Genomic DNA, 17874 nt, shown 5'->3' with positions numbered 1-17874 from the left:
AGGGTGTTATGTTTTGAAAGAGGATTTTAAAGCTTTAGTCGTTAATAAATCAGAAAGTGATTTTACAGTTGGGATTAAACCTATTTCTTTAAATGATTTACCTGCGGGTGAAGTTTTAATTAAAGTTGCTTATTCAAGTATTAATTACAAAGACGGCTTAGCCAGTATTCCTGAAGGTAAAATTGTCAGGTCCTACCCATTTGTACCGGGGATTGACTTAGCAGGAGTAGTGGTTTCTTCCGAAGACCCTCGTTACAGAGAGGGAGATCAAATTATTGCTACTAGCTATGAAATTGGGGTTTCCCATTATGGCGGTTACAGTGAATATGCACGGGTCCCCGCTGATTGGATTGTCCCATTGCCTGATGGCCTATCTTTAAAAGAAGCGATGATCTATGGGACCGCTGGGTTAACGGCTGCCCTTTCGGTACAAAGACTTGAAGAAAACGGACTCTCTCCTGAAAAAGGAAAGGTATTGGTTACTGGGGCTACTGGCGGCGTTGGAAGTATTGCAGTTGCCATTTTGGCAAAACGAGGATACGATGTAGTTGCCAGCACTGGAAAAGAAAGTGAACACGAGTATTTACATAAACTTGGTGCAAAAGAGGTTGTTTCTCGGGACGAAGTTTACAACGGTAAGGTCAAAGCGTTAGATAAACAGCTTTGGGCCGGTGCCGTCGATCCGGTTGGCGGAGAATCCCTTGCGGCTATTTTAAGTAAACTTCAGTACAATGGGTCAGTGGCGGTCAGTGGATTAACGGGCGGCGGTAACGTACCTACTACCGTATTTCCGTTTATCCTTCGCGGTATCAATCTTCTTGGGATTGATTCTGTTTACTGTCCAATGGAAGTTCGCAAAGTGCTTTGGGAGCGAATGGCCAATGATTTCAAACCGGAGGTACTCGAATCCATTTCAAAAGAAATACGTTTGGATGAGCTTCCAACGACTCTCCCTCTTATTTTACAAGGAAAGGCAAGAGGACGTTTTATCGTAAGGTTATTTTAAAACCGAATATTGATTCCACTGTGTTTGGAAAATAAAATGTTGATTTCACTGTGTTTGGAGAATAAGCGGAGAATTTCCGTTTAAATTGGCAAATACCCATATTTCCTTAAAAATAAGCGGAGCTTTTCCGCTTATTGTATCCAAACTCTTGGTTTTTGTCTTATTTAAAGCTATTAATCGGAATACCATCGCTTATATCTGCTTTCTAAGCTTCTCTATATACAATAGCCGGAAATTCTCAGCCTATGAAACTCAACCCTACACGAAAATCAACATTGAATAATAATAGAGCCAATCGAAAAGCCGCAAAACTAGGTAAAGTTTTGCGGCTTTTCTTCTTTTAGTAGTTTTCGGTCTCTCATCAAATTGCCTTAGTTTTCACTATTTACAGGAACTAGATACCCAAGTCTTGCTGATATTTTCTGGCTTGTTTTGATCATAATTGGGCCGAGCTGGTTCAGACGTTCGGTTGTCATTCGTGTCGTTGGACCAGAAATACTGACAGCCGCAACCACATTTCCTAAATGATCAAATACAGGTGCAGCGATACAGGTTATACCATACTCGTTTTCTTCTAAGTCTAACGCGTAACCCCTTGTTCTTATCAGGTTAAGTTCACGCAGGATTTCCTCCGCTGTAGTAATGGTATGGTCTGTATGATAAGGCATCCCTTTTCGGTCAAGGATGGAGAGTACTTCATTTTCAGGCAAATGGGAAAGAATCGCCTTCCCAACGGACGTACAATGCATCGGGGCTCTTTTTCCAACCTTTGAATGTGTTCGCAGGGTTTCATTTCCTTCTAATTTTTCAATATAAACGACTTCACCCTGGTCATAGACAACCAGATGAATCACTTCATTCGTCTTATTTTCAAGTTCTTGGAGAAATGGCTTTGCTTCGGTTCTTAGATCAATGGATTCTAACAGCTTTGAGCTAATGTCCAGGAACTTATAGCCCAGCTTGTATTTACCTGTTTCCGTATCCTGTTCGACATAACCATATTGCACAAGGGTGGATAATGTTCTAAAAACAGAGCTTTTATTGATATCAATTTGATTGGCAATCTCGGTAACACCGAGACCGCCCTTTTTCATACCCACAAGTGCAATAATATCCAGTGCCCTGCTTACGGATTTTACGACATTATCTCTTTGCAAACTTCCCCACCTCTTTGCCAGGGCATTTTGAAAAAAATACCCTGATTAGGATCGAACTGAATATTTGGCTTTCGCTTCCAAACGGCGGCTATGCAAGATTGGTTCCGTATAGCCGCTTGGCTGGTCATACCCCTTAAATACCAATTCACACGCTGCTTGGAATGCCACAGATTGCTCTAAGTTATCAGCCATTGGTCTATATGCAGAATCGTGAGCATTTTGTTCATCTACTACTTTCGCCATTCTTTCCATCGTTTTGATCACTTGTTCCTTCGTACAAATTCCGTGGTGCAGCCAGTTCGCAACATGCTGGCTGGAAATACGAAGGGTGGCTCGGTCTTCCATGAGCGCGATATTATTAATATCAGGCACCTTTGAGCAGCCGATACCCTGCTCTACCCACCTTACGACATAGCCAAGTATTCCTTGGGCATTATTATCCAGCTCTGCTTGGACTTCTTCTAGACTCCAATTCCTATCATCAGAAACAGGAATTTGTAAAATATCATCCCGTAAATCAGAAATACTGCCTAGAAGATTATTTTGTACATCTTTTACATTTACTTGATGATAATGTAGAGCATGAAGCGTTGCGGCTGTCGGCGACGGAACCCATGCTGTATTTCCTCCAGCCATTAAGTGACCTATTTTTTGCTCGAGCATGCTCTTCATTAAATCAGGCATTGCCCACATTCCTTTACCGATTTGAGCACGTCCTTGGAAACCGGTTGAAAGACCATTATTCACATTTGACTTTTCATAGCTTTGCAGCCAAAGTGTAGATTTCATTTCATTCTTTCTAATCATCGCACCTGCCTCCATCGACGTGTGCATTTCATCACCGGTCCGGTCTAGGAATCCTGTGTTAATAAAGACGACACGCTCTTGTACTTCCTTGATACAGGCTTTAAGGTTTAACGATGTACGGCGTTCCTCATCCATCACCCCAATTTTCAGGGTATTTCTGGCTAACCCCAGTAAATCCTCTGTCCTGTTAAAAAGCTCATTTGCAAAAGCGACTTCTTCTGGACCATGCATTTTTGGTTTTACAATATAGATAGAGCCTTTTTCTGAGTTTTTGAATGTAGTGTTTCCTATTAGTGAATGCTTTGCACATAGAGAGGTAACAACAGCGTCGATAATACCCTCCTGTACCTCATTCCCGTTACCATCAAGTATGGCATTATTGGTCATTAGATGGCCGACATTTCGAACCAGCATTAAAGCGCGCCCTGGCAAGGTAAATTCACTGCCACTAGGCAACACATAACTGCGGTCAGGATTGAGTGTCCGATTTAAGGTTTTATTTCCTTTTGTAAAAGTGGCACTTAGGCTGCCTTTGTTTAAGCCAAGCCAATTACGATATACGAGAACCTTATCCTGTGCATCAACAGCGGCCACAGAGTCTTCGCAGTCCATGATTGAAGTAAGAGCCGACTCTAGGAGAATATCTTTTACACCTGCAGCATCCGTTTTTCCGATCGGATGAGCTCGGTCGATTTGAATTTCAAAATAATTATCATTATTTTTCAACAACACAGCTGAAGGCTGTTTTGAATCACCTTGATACCCAACGAATTTTTCTTCATTTTTCAAACGGGTAATATCTCCATTACGTAAGGTAACGTACAAACTTCCTTGGTCAATAGTATAACTTACTGCCTCTTTATGTGTTCCAACTTGTAGAGGGATTGTCTCATCAAGGAAATCCCTAGCAAAAGCAATGACTTTCTCGCCGCGAACAGGATTATATCCACTTTGGTTTTGTGCGCCGCCTTCATCACTAATCACATCTGTACCGTATAAGGCATCATACAAACTTCCCCACCGGGCGTTTGCCGCATTAATGGCGTAGCGGGCATTATCAACAGGTACAACTAATTGAGGACCCGCTTTTAGCGCAATTTCATCATCTGCACCTTCAGTAGATATACTGAAATCCTCTGGTTCTGGCAGGAGATAACCGATTTCTTCTAAAAATGTTTTGTAGCTATCAAAATGGAAGACTTTATTTTCACGGTGCCATCGATTAATTTTTGTTTGCAATTCCTCCCTCTTTACTAGCAATTCCTTATTTTTCGGAGTCAACTCTTTAATGATATTTTCAAACCCTTCCCAAAACTGCCCCTGGTCCACTTGGCTTCCCGGCAATGCTTCAGAATTTATAAATTCATATAACTCACTGGCAACTTGTAATTCCCCTACATTCCTATATTTATTCATTCGACATTCCTCCCCAATAGTAGTTGTTCTTTAATACCAAACATCGTTTCTCTTATACTTTCATTTCTTTTTTTATTTCAACACAGCGTCCTGGTGTCGGGAAAAGTTTCCCGGCATTTAAAAGATTATCAGGATTAAATACTTCACGAATATTGGTTTGTGCTAGTATTTCTTCCTCTTTAAAAACAAAACGCATTTCCTCTCTCTTTTCGATTCCTACCCCATGCTCACCAGTAATCGTTCCGCCAACATCGGCACAAGCCTTCAAACAAAGACTTCCAGCTTCTAATGCTTTTTCGATCTCACCCGGTATACGGGCATCAAATAGAACGAGTGGATGGAGATTCCCATCGCCTGCATGAAAAATATTCGCTATCCTGAGACCTGATTCTTCACTAATTTGAGCAATTTTCTTCAGTACCTCTGGGAGCTTGCTTCTCGGAATTACACCGTCCTGTACTAAATAATCCGGTGAAATGGCACCCATCGCTCCAAAACCTGTTTTACGATTGGCCCACCACCTACCTCTTTCTGCCTCATCCTTAGCGGCACGGACCTCTCGTACATTACTTTTTTTACAAACCTCCAAAATCTGGTTGATTTGTTCCTCTATGCCCGCGGCAATGCCATCAACTTCAATAAGTAAAACGGCCTCAATATCCTTCGGATGTCCTACAGGGAATGCAGCTGCCTCTACCGCTTCAATGGCAGTTTTATCCATCATTTCCAGTGCTGAAGGAACAATTCCTGCTGAGATAATATCAGAAACTGCCTGGCTTCCATCCTCCACCTTGTCAAAATAAGCGAGGACTGTCTGTTTTCCTTCTGGATTTTTTAAAATGCGAACCGTTATTTTAGTAACTATTCCTAAAGTTCCCTCAGAGCCAGTCAAGAGTCCGAGTAAATCGTATCCAGGCTCATCCAAAACTCCATTCCTGCCAATCTCAATAATGTCTCCATTCGGCAGCACGACTTCAAGACCAAGAATATGGTTCGTAGTGACTCCATATTTCAAACAATGTGCACCGCCCGCATTTTCTGCTACATTCCCGCCAATTGTACAGCAATACTGGCTCGAAGGATCAGGGGCATAGTAGTAACCTCTGTCAGAAATGGAGTTTGTTAGTTTAAGATTGACGAAGCCTGGTTCTACCACCGCTCGTCGATTTTCAAGATCAACACTGATTAGCTTTTTCATCCGAACCATACTGATGATGACTTCTCCATTAACAGGAATGGCCCCGCCGCTCAAACCAGTTCCAGCACCACGAGCCAGAAATGGGAGACCATGATCAGAACAATATTTTACTAGTTTGGAAACTTCCTCGGTATTTTTTGGAAAAACAACAGCCTTTGGCAGATGCTTATGAATTGTAAAGCCATCGCAATCATAAGCGAGCAGGTCCGCTTTTTTAAATAAAATGGAACGTGGTCCGCCTACGATTGCTGCGAGACTGATAATATGCTTGTCAGAGGTATCAATCTTTAAGACGGACATGATGATCATCCCCTACTTCTTTTTGATAGGCCCAGTCAAGAAGCTGAACGGTATGAACAATTTTCTGGCTTCTGCCGTATTTTTGCACGCCTAATGCCATTTGCATCATACAGCCCGGATTTCCCATTGATATCATTTCAACATCCTCTGGGACGTTTTCCATTTTGCTTTTAAGAACTGCATCCGCCATTTCAGGATTGGTAATATTATAGATTCCCGCGCTCCCACAGCACCGGTCTGCGTTTGGCATGTGTACCATTTCTACTCCTGGAATATCAAGCAGAATGTCACGGGGTTCCTGCCTCACTCCTTGCCCATGCGCTAGGTGACAAGCATCATGATAGGTGATTCGGGTAGTAATGGCTGCTCTTGGTTTTTCATAGCCAGTGTCATGCAAGTATTTGGAGATGTCCACAACCTTCTCCTCAAATACTTCCGCTCGTTTTTTCCATTCTGGTTCATCACGGAACAACTCTGTATATTCTTTCATCATACAGCCGCAGCCAGCCGCATTAACGATGACCGTTTTGGCTTTTTCAAAAGCTTCGATATTCTGCTTTGCTAGCTTCCTCCCCATTTCACGGTCACCGGCATGAACATGCAATGCACCGCAGCAGGTTTGATTTGTCGGGATGGTCACGTCATTTCCATTTCGAATGAGAACATTGATGGTGGAATCATTGATATCACTAAAAAATACATCCATTACACAGCCAGTCAACAGTGCCACTTCATGCTTGGTTTCACCTTTAGCTTTTATATGAGTTTTTCGATGTGAGCGTTTGACATCCGGCATAATCGATTCTAGTTCGATTAAGTGCTGTGGCATAATAGTGATTAGTTTTGTTTTCCGAACCGCCTTTTGCAATCCGCTCCGCTGGTAAAACCGTAACAAACCGCCGAGAGAACGTAAGCGATTACGGTGCGGGAACACACCATGAAGAAAGAACTTGTTTACCGCTCCCTTCCAGCCTTTAAGCGGCACCGCTTGCCGGATTTGGCCTCTTGCTTCCTCAATCAGCCCGCCAACATCGACATCAACAGGACAAGCAGTTGTACAGGCACGACAATCAAGACAGGAAAAAACAGGATTCGCAAAATGTTCATCCACACTCAACTTTCCTTCTGCCACTGCTTTTATGAGATAGACACGGCCTCGGGGTGAATGCTGTTCTTCTCCTGTTTGTTCATATGTTGGGCAAGATTCCAAGCACATCCCACAATGAACACAATCCGCCCACTTTTTTTCCTGCGGCGGATCACGCCATAGATAGTTTCCTTGAGAGGATGTACAAGGCGTGGCTTGGTTTACATTAATGTCCTTCACACTCATGCTAGATCCCTCCGACATAACGATTCTTATTTAAGATTTCGTTGGTATCAATTTTTTGTTTAATCCCTTCATACAGAAAGTGTGCCGCCGTTTTTTCTCCCCAAACATTCATTTCTTTGCGGAGTGAAAATGGCAGGTGCTTTACAACAGCATACCCTCCATGCTTCTTCGCACTTTTTCTTATGTGTCGAATCACAGATACAATATCCTCGGCTGCACCACGAATGGTCAGGTGACATATGCCGGTGGCTAAACCTCCATGTGCTTCGATGGAAACATGACAAGCATCCGCTATTAGCTCTGCCTCTTGTAAAATCTTGATAGCATCCAAGTTGACAACGCCAATTTTTAGAACTGCCTGTGTGGTAGTTATGTTTGCTATGCCGTTAGGTTGGTGGTGGTAAAAATCATCCCAGAAGGAAGTGGCTTCATTTTGTGATAGGGATCTTAGGGTGGTTTTTTCAGGGACAATACTTTTGATAACATTTTCTTGATACTGTACTGAACTTTTTACATCTTCAAACGAAATCAGCATCGTGTATTGATTAATGTTTGTCAATTTCCCAGCTAAGGAGGGGTTAAGTAACTCGAGGCTAATGGGTTCAATCATTGAATCAAGCACCTTTGAAGCAAATGCTCGAATTTCTTCAACACTTCTTTCAGAGAAAGATACAAAAAGAATAGATTCATATTGCGCAATCGGTCGCAGCTTTACGGTCACTTGTGATACAACACCAAGGGTTCCCATTGCTCCAATAAACAATTTATTCATATCATATCCAGCGACGTTTTTTACTACTTTGCCACCTGAACGAATCAGAGTTCCGTCGGGATAGACCATCCGGAGGCCGATCACATTGTCTCTGGCTGATCCATATCCTAGTCTTTTGGGACCGCTGTCGTTGGCTGAAACAATTCCCCCCATTGTCGCATGTTCTGGAATGAAAGGATCGAGTGGAACTTTTTGTTTGTATGGTGCTAAATAAGTTTGAATTTCTTGGAAGGAGGTACCGGCTTTCACCGTCAATGTCATATCCCCTGGATTATGCTCAACGATTCCAGTATATTGAGCTAAGGATAAGAGAATGTCTGCTTTTTCAAGGAGCCCGCCAAATCCTCTTTTTGTACCGCCTCCCATGATGAAGACAGTGTTTTTATAGGTATTGGCATACTCTAAAATAGCTGAAATTTCTTGTTCTGTTTTTGGAAAAACCATTACTCTGCCAGTATTTCCAAGAGGATGTTGGTCGTCTTTGTCACTAATTTGGCTGTCTTTAAAAACTGCTTTAAATTCAGTTAAACTTTCATTTGTAATCAATCGCTTCACCTCGATTTGTTGCGTAATAACAAACAGCGTTTCTCCTTTATTATAAAAAAACCTACCCTTTAATTCTATTTTCCCTTCTGTTAATTGTCAATCTATTTAGAAAATTTGAAAAACCCCCAATATTGCACTGGGGGCGCCCACTTTTTATGCTATTTCCAAAACAAAATCTGCTCCCTTTAGGAAATCGGTGGATTAATATGATGATCAATTTTAATTAAGGTTTTTCCTATGGATTCATGAATTACATAAGAATCCTTACTATTATCATATGGGGAATCGCCTTTATTCACAATAATCAAAGGGGTACCTTCTCTTCTATACTGCGGAAACGTCGAGAATGGGGTTACCTTTAAACTTGTTCCCAATACTAATAAGCAATCCGCCTGATGGATGATGTTAATAACTTCGTTGAAGCCCTCCATCGTAAACCATTCACCGGTATCTCCAAATAGGACAACATCGGGTTTGATGTACCTTTCGTTTTTAGCAGGCGTACTGCAATGGTCACAAACATAGAAGTCTTCCATCGTGTTTAGTCTGGTGATCATTTCTTCGGTGGAATAGGTGTTTCCGCAGTTTTGACAAGAAGCGGTTTTCATGGTGCCATGAAATTCTATCACCTTTACAGAACCCGCTTTTTGATGGAGCCCATCAATATTTTGCGTGATAATATGACTAACCTTTCCATTGGTTTCCCATTGAGCGAGGATTTCATGTCCTTGATTGGGAAGTGCTTCTGGGTGGTAAAGATTTTCAATAGCAAACTGATAAAACCCCGCAGGGTCATGATAAAAATTATCAAGTGAGAGTATATATTCAGGTGCCATTTGATAAATCCCTGTTTGGGAGCGAAAATCCTTAATGCCTGATTCCGTACTAATGCCTGCACCCGTTAGGACGACAATGTTTTTTGCATTTTGTATCAGGTTTGTGCAGGTTTGAAGCATGCTGCTCTCCATGTCATCACTCCTATGAAACTTAGCGCTTTATTAGGGATATCAACCTGTGTAACATCCGATATCATATTGCTAGCATTCTGCTACCTGTCTATATTTCCGGCTATACGCCAGTGTTTTCTGCTATCTGCCAGTAATCTCCGCTATCCGCCGGTATTTTCTGCTCATTCGCAACTAAACTCAGCCATCCGCAACTAAGTCCTGCTCATTCGCAACTAATTCCAACTTATCCGTAACTAAGTCCAGCTCATCTGCAACTAAATCTTCAATTACCTATTTCAAATCTTCAAACTCTCGGGCAATTCTCTCAAAGGCTTCTTTTATCATGGGTCTTGGTGATGGAATGCAGATTCGTTGATAGTGCAGACCTTCTTCGCCGAACATTTTTCCATCTTCTAATAGGACATTGGCTTTGTTATAGATTCGATCATGAACTTCATCCGGTGATATGCCGTAGCCGCTAAAGTCCATCCACATAATATAAGTTCCTTCGGGTATTCTCACCTTCACTTTTGGCATGTTCTCTTCCAAAAAGTCCACTGCCCATTCCATGGTTCCGTCAACATACTCTTTCAGCTGCTCTAACCAATCCTCTCCCTCATGATAAACAGCGAGGAGGGCTGAAACAGTAAAGGGTGACGGCAGGTGCATGCCCATGACGCCAAAGAAGGTTTTCCTCAGCTCAGGATTCGTGATAATTACATTGGTACAATGTAGTCCTGCTACATTAAAGGTCTTGTTTATCGCCGTAAACGTAATAATTTTGTCAGCGTGCTCAGGTGCTGCTTTGGCAATCGGAATAAAGGTATGATTTCGTCGGACGATATCGCCATGAATTTCATCTGCTATGATTAACACATCATTTTTCGCACAAATATCTGCTAATTTTCTTAGCTCATTGGTAGTAAATACTCTTCCGGTTGGATTATGCGGGTTACATAAAATGAACATTTTGGTGTTTTCATCTGAAGCCTTCGCTTCAAAATCTTCAAAATCAATGGAATAATAGCCTTCCTCATTACTTTTCAATGGATTATTTACTAACGTTCGTCCATTTGCCTCGATAGACGACGTAAAAGGAGGATAAACTGGCCGTTGGATAATCACTCCATCTCCTGGTTTTGTAAGCGCCCTTACAGCAACATTCAAGGCATGGACCGTCCCTGGACTGTAGACAATATCTTCCTTCTTGAACTCCCAATCATGTCTTTTTTTAAACCAATGCCCAACCGCTTCGAAATACTCATCAGGAAATACAGAATAACCAAAAATACGATGATCAACCGTCTTATGTAAGGCGTCTATTAATGGCTGTGGAACCGGTAAATCCATATCGGCTGTAAATAATGGAATGGTATCTTCATCATATCTTTCCGTGAGACCCATATTTTTTATCATTTGACCTCCATCCCATTTTACGGAATATGTCCCTCTCCGATTAACAATTTCATCAAAGTTATATTTCATGTTATCTTCCCTTCCATTCTTTTTTTACTGCTATTTGACAAAAATTTCTTATTTCTAATGTATGCTTAATATATATATATTTCAATCATAACGATTCCTCAATAAAAATAAGTGCCAGGATTTCCTAGCACCGTTTCCTTCTATATTAATTTGCTTTTTAACGTGTTTCTAATACCCATTTTTGCTTCATGTGTTTTTTTATTTTCAGAAATAGAATCAAATACCACAATATTTTTAAATTCTGCAAAAAGAATATCACCTCTTTTTACAGGACCCAAATTGTGATACTGTTCGATACTCATTTCTGATTCAAAAAGAACACCCGTATCCTGCCGTCTTAATTCAATCCTTACAGTAGATCCGATAATATGAATATGTGAAACCTCGGACAAAATGCTGTTTCCTTGGGAAAATTTACGCAGAGCAATTTCATGCGGCCGAATATAACTGATAGCATCCGACCCTTCATAATCCCGAAATTCGTTCACTCTTCCTAAGAAACTATACACAAAAGCGTTTGCTGGCTTTTGATACACTTCCTCCGGTGAGCCAATTTGTTCAATTTTTCCTTGATTCATCACAACTACAGTATCAGCCATTTCTAATGCCTCTTCTTGGTCGTGGGTAACAAAAATCGTGGTTATGTTTAGCCTCTGATGAATTTCCCTTAACCAGTGACGCAGTTCTTGACGCACCTTCGCATCGAGAGCTCCAAACGGTTCGTCAAGAAGCAGGACTTCCGGTTCTACAGCAAGTGCCCTGGCTAATGCAATACGCTGTCTTTGTCCCCCTGACAGCTGGGAGGGGTAGCGATTAGCGAGCTGTTCTAATTGAACGAGCTTCAACAATTCATTTACTTTTTCAGCAATTTCCTTTTTAGAGGGACGCGTTTTCCTTGGTCTTACCTTTAATCCAAAAGCTACATTTTCAAATATCGTCATATGCTTAAACAACGCGTAGTTTTGAAAAACAAACCCTACATTCCGTTCTTTAATCGTTTTATACGTGTAATCCTTGTCATTGAAAAAGATTCCTCCAGAATCTAACCCCTCCAAACCTGCAATGAGCCTTAGAAGAGTGGTTTTTCCAGAACCTGATGGTCCTAATAAAGCTACAAAATCACCTGTTGGAATTTCTAGATTTACTTCTTTAACGGCCGGAAAGTTTCCAAACGCCTTTGATACATCCTTGATTGTAATCCCCATTTGTACAATCCTCCATTTTAATAAAACACTTTATCTCTGTTTAGTGTTTTCTCGTTTTCCACTCCACAAGGCTTTTTAAAATTAATGTTAGTATTGCAAGAAGTGCAAGTAAGGAAGCCGCGGCAAATGCAGCTGTAAAATTGTATTCGTTATATAGAATTTCAACATGAAGAGGAATGGTATTGGTTAACCCTCTGATATGGCCGGAAACAACAGATACCGCTCCGAATTCACCCATGGCTCGGGCGTTACAAAGAATAACCCCGTACAACAACCCCCACTTAATATTGGGCAATGTCACCCGAAAAAACATTTGCCAGCCGCTTGCACCAAGTGTAATGGCGGCTTGTTCTTCTTCCGTTCCTTGCTCTTCCATAATGGGGAGTAGTTCTCTGACCACAAATGGGAAGGTAACAAAAATAGTCGCTAAAATGATTCCTGGTACAGCAAAGATAATCTTGATTTCATTAGCCTCTAAAAACGGACCCAATACTCCCTGTGAACCAAACATAAGAACAAAAACAAGGCCGGCAATGACCGGTGAAACGGCAAACGGGATGTCAATTAAGGTAATTAAAATATTTTTACCTCTAAAATTAAACTTTGTTATCCCCCAAGCAGCCAGCACGCCAAAAATCGTATTAACAGGTATCGTGATCGCAGCGGTAAGTAACGTTAATTTAATTGCTGATAATGCGTCTCGTTCAGTCAAAGAAGCGAAGTACAGCTCAATTCCCTTATTTAGTCCCTCAGAGAACACAGCGATCAAAGGCACAAGAATAAATAATCCTAGAAACCCTAAAGCTATCGTAATTAACACCCATTTTTTTAGGAGACCCGGCTCAGTATTGGTTTTTATATTTTTCTCTCGAAGCTCTTGAACAATCATATTCCCCTATCTCCTCTAGTTCATTTGATACTTTTTCGTTGTTTTCCACTGCCAAAAATTGATTAAGAATAATAGAACGAATGAAAATACAAGCATGACAACCGCGATTGCGGCAGCACCCGCATAATTGAATTGCTCTAATTTCGTAATGATGAGCAATGGAACAATTTCCGTTTTCATCGGCATGTTGCCGGATATGAAAACAACTGAGCCATATTCCCCCAAAGCCCTTGCAAAGGCAAGGGCAAATCCTGTTAAAATCGCGGGGAAAATGGCCGGTAATATAATTTTCACGAAGATCTGAGACCCACTAGCACCAAGTGTAGAAGCTGCCTCTTCATACTGACGATCTAAATCGTGTAACACCGGCTGGACCGACCGTACGACAAAGGGAAGACCGATAAAAGTTAAGGCAACCATAATACCAAGTGGCGTATAGGCTACCTTTATTCCCATAGCTTCAAAGTATTTCCCTATCCATCCATTAGGAGCATAAATGGTGGTAAGCGCAATCCCTGCCACTGCCGTGGGAAGAGCAAAGGGTAAGTCTACAAGGGCATCAATGATTCGTTTCCCATAAAAATCGTACCTTACCAATACCCAGGCAATCAGTGTCCCGAATACAGCATTAATCAAAGCGGCAATAAACGAGGTATAAATCGTTAATTTATAGGAAGCGACTACTCTCTCATCCGTAACAGTCTCCCAAAATTCTGCCAGGCTGATCGTCGATGCTTTTAAAAATAGAAATGCAATCGGAATCAAGACCATTAGGCTTAGATAAATGAGTGTGTATCCGATTGAAAGGCCAAAACCCGGTAAAACTCGATGTCGCTTTTTCTTATTAGCCACTTAAAACTCTCCTTTATTCTTACGGTTTGTAAATCTCGTCAAAGACTCCGCCATCATCGAAATGGATTTTTTGGGCATTTTTCCATCCGCCAAAAACTTCGTCAATCGTAAACAACTTTATTTCTGGGAATTGATTTTCGTACTTTTTAGCTACTTCCTCTGAACGCGGGCGATAATAGTTTTTAGCTGCAATTTCTTGACCTTCCTCGCTGTAAAGATAATTTAAATAGGCTGTCGCAACCTCTTCAGTTCCATGTTTCTTTGCTGTTTCGTCGACAACCGTAACTGGCGGCTCTGCTAGGATACTTACAGATGGAACCACAATTTCGAATTCATCCTTGCCTAACTCATTTAGAGCTAAAAAGGCCTCGTTTTCCCACGCAATCAGTACATCACCAATGCCTCTTTCCACAAACGTAGTAGTAGAACCCCGGGCACCAGAATCTAAAACTGGAACGTTTTTAAAGAGTTTGGTTACAAATTCTTTTGCTTTTGCTTCGTCCCCGTTATTTTCCTCTAATGCATATCCCCAGGCCGCTAGGTAATTCCATCTCGCTCCGCCGGAGGTTTTAGGATTTGGAGTGATCACGGATACGTCATTTTTCACGAGATCATTCCAGTCTTTAATGCCTTTTGGGTTGCCTTTTCTAACAAGAAACACAATCGTAGAAGTGTAAGGTGAACTGTTGTTTTCTAGGCGTTCCTGCCAATTCACTGGAAGCTTTCCCGCTTCTGCGATGACATCGATATCATAAGCAAGTGCCAGGGTAACAATATCAGCCTCTAAACCGTCAATAACAGATCGAGACTGCTTACCAGAACCACCATGAGATTGATTGATGGTTACCTTTTGCCCTTTTTCTTTTTCCCAATAAGCGGCAAAGCTTTTGTTGAATTCCTCATAAAATTCTCTAGTTGGATCGTATGACACGTTTAATAGTTCCACTTCTTTTTTTGCAGCAGGAGTATCTTTCTCACGTGTGGTGCTTTGGTTCGAGCATGCGGACACTAAAAGTAAAGTTAGCGAAAATAGTGTAATCCAAATCTTTTTCATCATGTTATTAACCCCTCTTTAATTTAGTAGGCTTTTTTCGCAATAAAAAAAGCCCCATTAGTTTCATACGTGTACATAGCACATGTACAAGATACTAAAGGGCCTTCGGTGTGTCCGATCGGCAGCTATTCATAATGTTTATTACCTGCTTTTAGATTGATTAGATACGACGTTAGTCTGTTTGCTTTTTAGCGGCAAGCGGTGCTTTTCTAAGCGGTCAATTTGTGTGATTTGTGAATCATGTACGGTGATTTGAACGGTGCCAAATTCTAAGCCTTCTAATAAACTAGCTATTTTTTCCATCACCTGTTGATCCAGACGGGCTTTTGACGACAATGATATCCTCTCCTTCTAACTTCGTAATTCGGTTTAAAAGTAAATCCTCCAATGTGGTTCGTTCCAGAACAAATGCAATGGTGTCACGCACCATCGACCACAACGGCTTTAATTGACATCCGCCCTCTAATGGACATGGCTCATATTTTGTAATAGACGCGCAGCTCATCGGTGACAGAGGACCTTCCAAATCTCGGATAACTTCTCCAATATTGATTTCTCGAGGTTCCTTTTGCAGCATATAGCCACCCTTGGCACCTCGTTTGCTCGTAACATAACCCAGCTTTTTTAATTGAAGTAAGATTTGTTCCAAATAATGAATGCTGACTAGGGTTTTTTCAGATATTTCTTGTATGCCTAGTACATTACCTTGATGATTTCCCAGCTGTAGCAAAGCTCGCAAGGCATATTCACCTTTGCTCGATACCTTCATTCCATCCCTCCTCCATTAATGTTGAGTAATTCAGTCAACATTCACTCCCAAAAATAATCCATTGAAATGCTGAAAAATGGATTTTGCTAGTTATAAATATATGCGGTGTTTACTCTAAAGGGCACTTGTCTATAGCGCCCTTTTCTTGGTACCTCAAGGTTTACTGTTTTTAATTCCGATTAAATCTATGGGTTTAATATAAAAATATATTAATTGTTATTTTTAGAAAAATCAATACATTTTTTTAAAATAAAAAATAATCTTTTCTTTCATTTTTCGAGGAACTGCTCCACATTCATCATACTCATCTCTTCTTAAGGTAATACTAAACATTATGCAAGCGTAAATCGGGAGGTTTGAAAGAAAAATGAGTAAAAAATCTGTATCCATTTTTGCCTTGGGAGGCATTAATGAAATCGGGAAAAACATGTACGTCATTCAGTATGAAGACGATATCATCATCATCGACTGCGGCGGTAAATTTCCTGATGAGAGTTTGATGGGGATTGACCTAATAATCCCTGATATGACCTATCTAGAGGAACATCAGGACAAAATACGCGCGATGATTGTAACACACGGCCATGAAGATCATATTGGCGGTATTCCTTTCTTTCTGAAGAGATTTAATCATGTTCCTATATATGCAACTCGTTTTACATTGGGATTAATCGAATTAAAATTGGAAGAGCACCGCCTGCTTCGCGATACGGAACTTGTTACCATTAACTCCGAATCAACACTTGAATTCGGAAAAATTGGTGTATCCTTCTTCAAGGTGAGTCATAGTATTCCTGACTGCCTAGGCATAGTCTTTCACACACCCGAAGGAAATGTCGTTCATACCGGTGACTTTAAGTTTGATTTAACACCCTCAAATGACCAATTTAGTGATATTCATAAAATGGCTGAGATTGGCCAAAAAGGGGTCATTGCCTTAATTTCGGAAAGTACCAATGCCGAACGCAAGGGGTTATCTCCGTCTGAACAAATGGTTGGTGACCATTTATTAGAGGCATTTATAAAGGCGGATGGAAAAATAATTCTTTCCACGTTTGCCTCAAATGTGAACCGTGTTCAACAGGTAGTCGAAGCAGCGATGAAGACAAATCGTAAGCTGGCGTTACTTGGACGAAGTATGGTTAACGTGGTGGATGTTGCAATGGAACGCGGATACTTAGATATGCCAGAAGGGATGCTCATCAATGCGAATGAGATTGAACAATTCCCTCCTGATAAGATTGCGATTCTTTGTACAGGGAGTCAGGGTGAACCTAATGCAGCTTTATCACGGTTATCAACAGGTAATTATCGTGATGCAACCATATATCCTGGAGATACGGTTGTTTTAGCAGCATCACCTATCCCAGGAAATGAAAAAGGGGTTTCTAAGATCATTGATAACCTATTTCAACTAGGAGCTAAGGTCATTTATGGCTCGGGCAGCTCAACAGGTATGCATGTTTCCGGTCATGGCTACCAGGAAGACCTGAAACTTATGCTCACGCTGATGAAGCCAACCTATTTTATCCCGATTCATGGTGAATATCGAATGCTCCATCATCACAGGCAGTTAGCTGAATCGGTCGGTGTTGAAAAAGGAAATACATTTATTATAAAAAATGGTGACGTTATTGATATTGAAAATTCAGTGGCTCGGCAGACACGAAATATCCCTGCAGGAGACACGTATGTAGATGGCATTAGTGTTGGCGATGTGGGGGAAGTTGTTTTACGAGACCGCAGACAGCTTTCTGAAGATGGAATGCTTGTTATTGTTTTAACGATCAGTAAATCCGATCGTAAAATTATCCAAGGTCCTGACACGATTACTCGTGGATTTGTGTATGTAAAGGAATCCGAGGACCTAATAAGAGAAATTAACCGCCTTGTTAAGAAAGTGATTCTTGAACTAGAAGCAGATAATATCCGCCAGTGGAATGTGATGAAGCAAAATATTAAAAAATCGGTAGGACAGTATTTGTTTAAGCACACAAAAAGAAAACCGATGATTCTACCAATTATCCTCGAAATATAAAGCAAATGTCAGGCACTTGATAGTGTGCCTGACATTTTCACTTTTTTTCGACAATGAAAAATATTCCGTTTATCTCAGATATAATGAAATTAACGAAAAT

15 protein-coding genes are annotated in these 17874 nt (G+C 41.0%); 2 read left to right on the top strand and 13 right to left on the bottom strand.

Going from position 1 to position 17874, the window contains the following annotated elements; translation table 11 throughout:
* The first annotated feature begins 13 nt into the window (after positions 1-13).
* Positions 14-1006: an NADPH:quinone oxidoreductase family protein gene (locus BANA01_RS04650; protein ID WP_063251872.1), complete on the top strand. Its 993-nt coding sequence runs from the start codon at positions 14-16 to the stop codon at positions 1004-1006.
* A 371-nt stretch (positions 1007-1377) separates the two neighbouring features.
* Here BANA01_RS04650 and BANA01_RS04645 read toward each other — a convergent pair whose 3' ends face one another.
* The 13 genes from BANA01_RS04645 to BANA01_RS04590 form a co-directional block, all read right to left on the bottom strand.
* Positions 1378-2163, bottom strand: a complete 786-nt coding sequence (locus BANA01_RS04645) for an IclR family transcriptional regulator (protein ID WP_063251871.1) — start codon at positions 2161-2163, stop codon at positions 1378-1380.
* Positions 2164-2208: 45 nt separating this feature from the next.
* A complete protein-coding gene (locus tag BANA01_RS04640; protein WP_063251870.1) occupies positions 2209-4386 on the bottom strand; it encodes a malate synthase G in 2178 nt (725 codons plus the stop codon).
* A 52-nt stretch (positions 4387-4438) separates the two neighbouring features.
* Positions 4439-5884 (bottom strand): FAD-linked oxidase C-terminal domain-containing protein, encoded by a 1446-nt coding sequence (locus BANA01_RS04635; RefSeq protein ID WP_063251869.1) that lies wholly within the window; start codon positions 5882-5884, stop codon positions 4439-4441.
* Positions 5865-7217, bottom strand: a complete 1353-nt coding sequence (locus BANA01_RS04630) for a (Fe-S)-binding protein (RefSeq protein ID WP_063251868.1) — start codon at positions 7215-7217, stop codon at positions 5865-5867. Before BANA01_RS04630 ends, BANA01_RS04635 begins: the two co-directional genes overlap by 20 nt.
* A gap of 1 nt (position 7218) precedes the next feature.
* Positions 7219-8535 carry an FAD-binding oxidoreductase gene (locus BANA01_RS04625; protein WP_063251867.1) on the bottom strand — a complete coding sequence of 439 codons (1317 nt, stop codon included), beginning with the start codon at positions 8533-8535 and terminating at the stop codon, positions 7219-7221.
* Positions 8536-8720: 185 nt separating this feature from the next.
* Positions 8721-9503, bottom strand: a complete 783-nt coding sequence (locus BANA01_RS04620; protein WP_063251866.1) for an NAD-dependent protein deacylase — start codon at positions 9501-9503, stop codon at positions 8721-8723.
* Between the two features lie 270 nt (positions 9504-9773).
* Positions 9774-10967: a MalY/PatB family protein gene (locus BANA01_RS04615; protein ID WP_063251865.1), complete on the bottom strand. Its 1194-nt coding sequence runs from the start codon at positions 10965-10967 to the stop codon at positions 9774-9776.
* A 140-nt stretch (positions 10968-11107) separates the two neighbouring features.
* Complete coding sequence (locus tag BANA01_RS04610) at positions 11108-12172, bottom strand: sulfate/molybdate ABC transporter ATP-binding protein (protein ID WP_082799389.1); 1065 nt, start codon at positions 12170-12172, stop codon at positions 11108-11110.
* A 40-nt stretch (positions 12173-12212) separates the two neighbouring features.
* Positions 12213-13031 carry a sulfate ABC transporter permease subunit CysW gene (gene cysW / locus BANA01_RS04605; protein WP_157411722.1) on the bottom strand — a complete coding sequence of 273 codons (819 nt, stop codon included), beginning with the start codon at positions 13029-13031 and terminating at the stop codon, positions 12213-12215.
* Positions 13032-13076: 45 nt separating this feature from the next.
* Positions 13077-13913 (bottom strand): sulfate ABC transporter permease subunit CysT, encoded by an 837-nt coding sequence (gene cysT, locus BANA01_RS04600; RefSeq protein WP_063251863.1) that lies wholly within the window; start codon positions 13911-13913, stop codon positions 13077-13079.
* A gap of 19 nt (positions 13914-13932) precedes the next feature.
* The gene (locus BANA01_RS04595; RefSeq protein WP_063251910.1) at positions 13933-14967 is read right to left on the bottom strand and encodes a sulfate ABC transporter substrate-binding protein; all 1035 of its coding nucleotides are present in this window, start codon (positions 14965-14967) and stop codon (positions 13933-13935) included.
* 141 nt (positions 14968-15108) lie between these two features.
* On the bottom strand, positions 15109-15303 hold the full coding sequence (locus tag BANA01_RS29040) for a YezD family protein (protein ID WP_082799388.1): 195 nt from the start codon (positions 15301-15303) through the stop codon (positions 15109-15111).
* Positions 15254-15736: an RrF2 family transcriptional regulator gene (locus BANA01_RS04590; RefSeq protein ID WP_063251862.1), complete on the bottom strand. Its 483-nt coding sequence runs from the start codon at positions 15734-15736 to the stop codon at positions 15254-15256. Before BANA01_RS04590 ends, BANA01_RS29040 begins: the two co-directional genes overlap by 50 nt.
* Before the next feature lie 367 nt (positions 15737-16103).
* Between BANA01_RS04590 and BANA01_RS04585 the strand changes: the two genes are divergently transcribed.
* Positions 16104-17774: a ribonuclease J gene (locus tag BANA01_RS04585; RefSeq protein WP_063251861.1), complete on the top strand. Its 1671-nt coding sequence runs from the start codon at positions 16104-16106 to the stop codon at positions 17772-17774.
* Positions 17775-17874: the final 100 nt, after the last annotated feature.

The organism is Neobacillus niacini NBRC 15566 (assembly GCF_001591505.1).
GTDB lineage: Bacteria > Bacillota > Bacilli > Bacillales > Cytobacillaceae > Neobacillus > Neobacillus niacini.
This window is presented reverse-complemented; position numbering and strand designations above follow the sequence as displayed.

What these genes read in the sequence shown, in the direction of transcription:
- BANA01_RS04640 (WP_063251870.1), bottom strand. Translation starts at nt 4,386, where the DNA reads ATGAATAAATATAGGAATGTAGGGGAATTACAAGTTGCCAGTGAGTTA.
- BANA01_RS04635 (WP_063251869.1), bottom strand. Translation starts at nt 5,884, where the DNA reads ATGTCCGTCTTAAAGATTGATACCTCTGACAAGCATATTATCAGTCTC.
- BANA01_RS04630 (WP_063251868.1), bottom strand. Translation starts at nt 7,217, where the DNA reads ATGAGTGTGAAGGACATTAATGTAAACCAAGCCACGCCTTGTACATCC.
- BANA01_RS04620 (WP_063251866.1), bottom strand. Translation starts at nt 9,503, where the DNA reads ATGGAGAGCAGCATGCTTCAAACCTGCACAAACCTGATACAAAATGCA.
- BANA01_RS04615 (WP_063251865.1), bottom strand. Translation starts at nt 10,967, where the DNA reads ATGAAATATAACTTTGATGAAATTGTTAATCGGAGAGGGACATATTCC.
- BANA01_RS04610 (WP_082799389.1), bottom strand. Translation starts at nt 12,172, where the DNA reads ATGGGGATTACAATCAAGGATGTATCAAAGGCGTTTGGAAACTTTCCG.
- BANA01_RS04595 (WP_063251910.1), bottom strand. Translation starts at nt 14,967, where the DNA reads ATGAAAAAGATTTGGATTACACTATTTTCGCTAACTTTACTTTTAGTG.
- BANA01_RS04590 (WP_063251862.1), bottom strand. Translation starts at nt 15,736, where the DNA reads ATGAAGGTATCGAGCAAAGGTGAATATGCCTTGCGAGCTTTGCTACAG.
- BANA01_RS04585 (WP_063251861.1), top strand. Translation starts at nt 16,104, where the DNA reads ATGAGTAAAAAATCTGTATCCATTTTTGCCTTGGGAGGCATTAATGAA.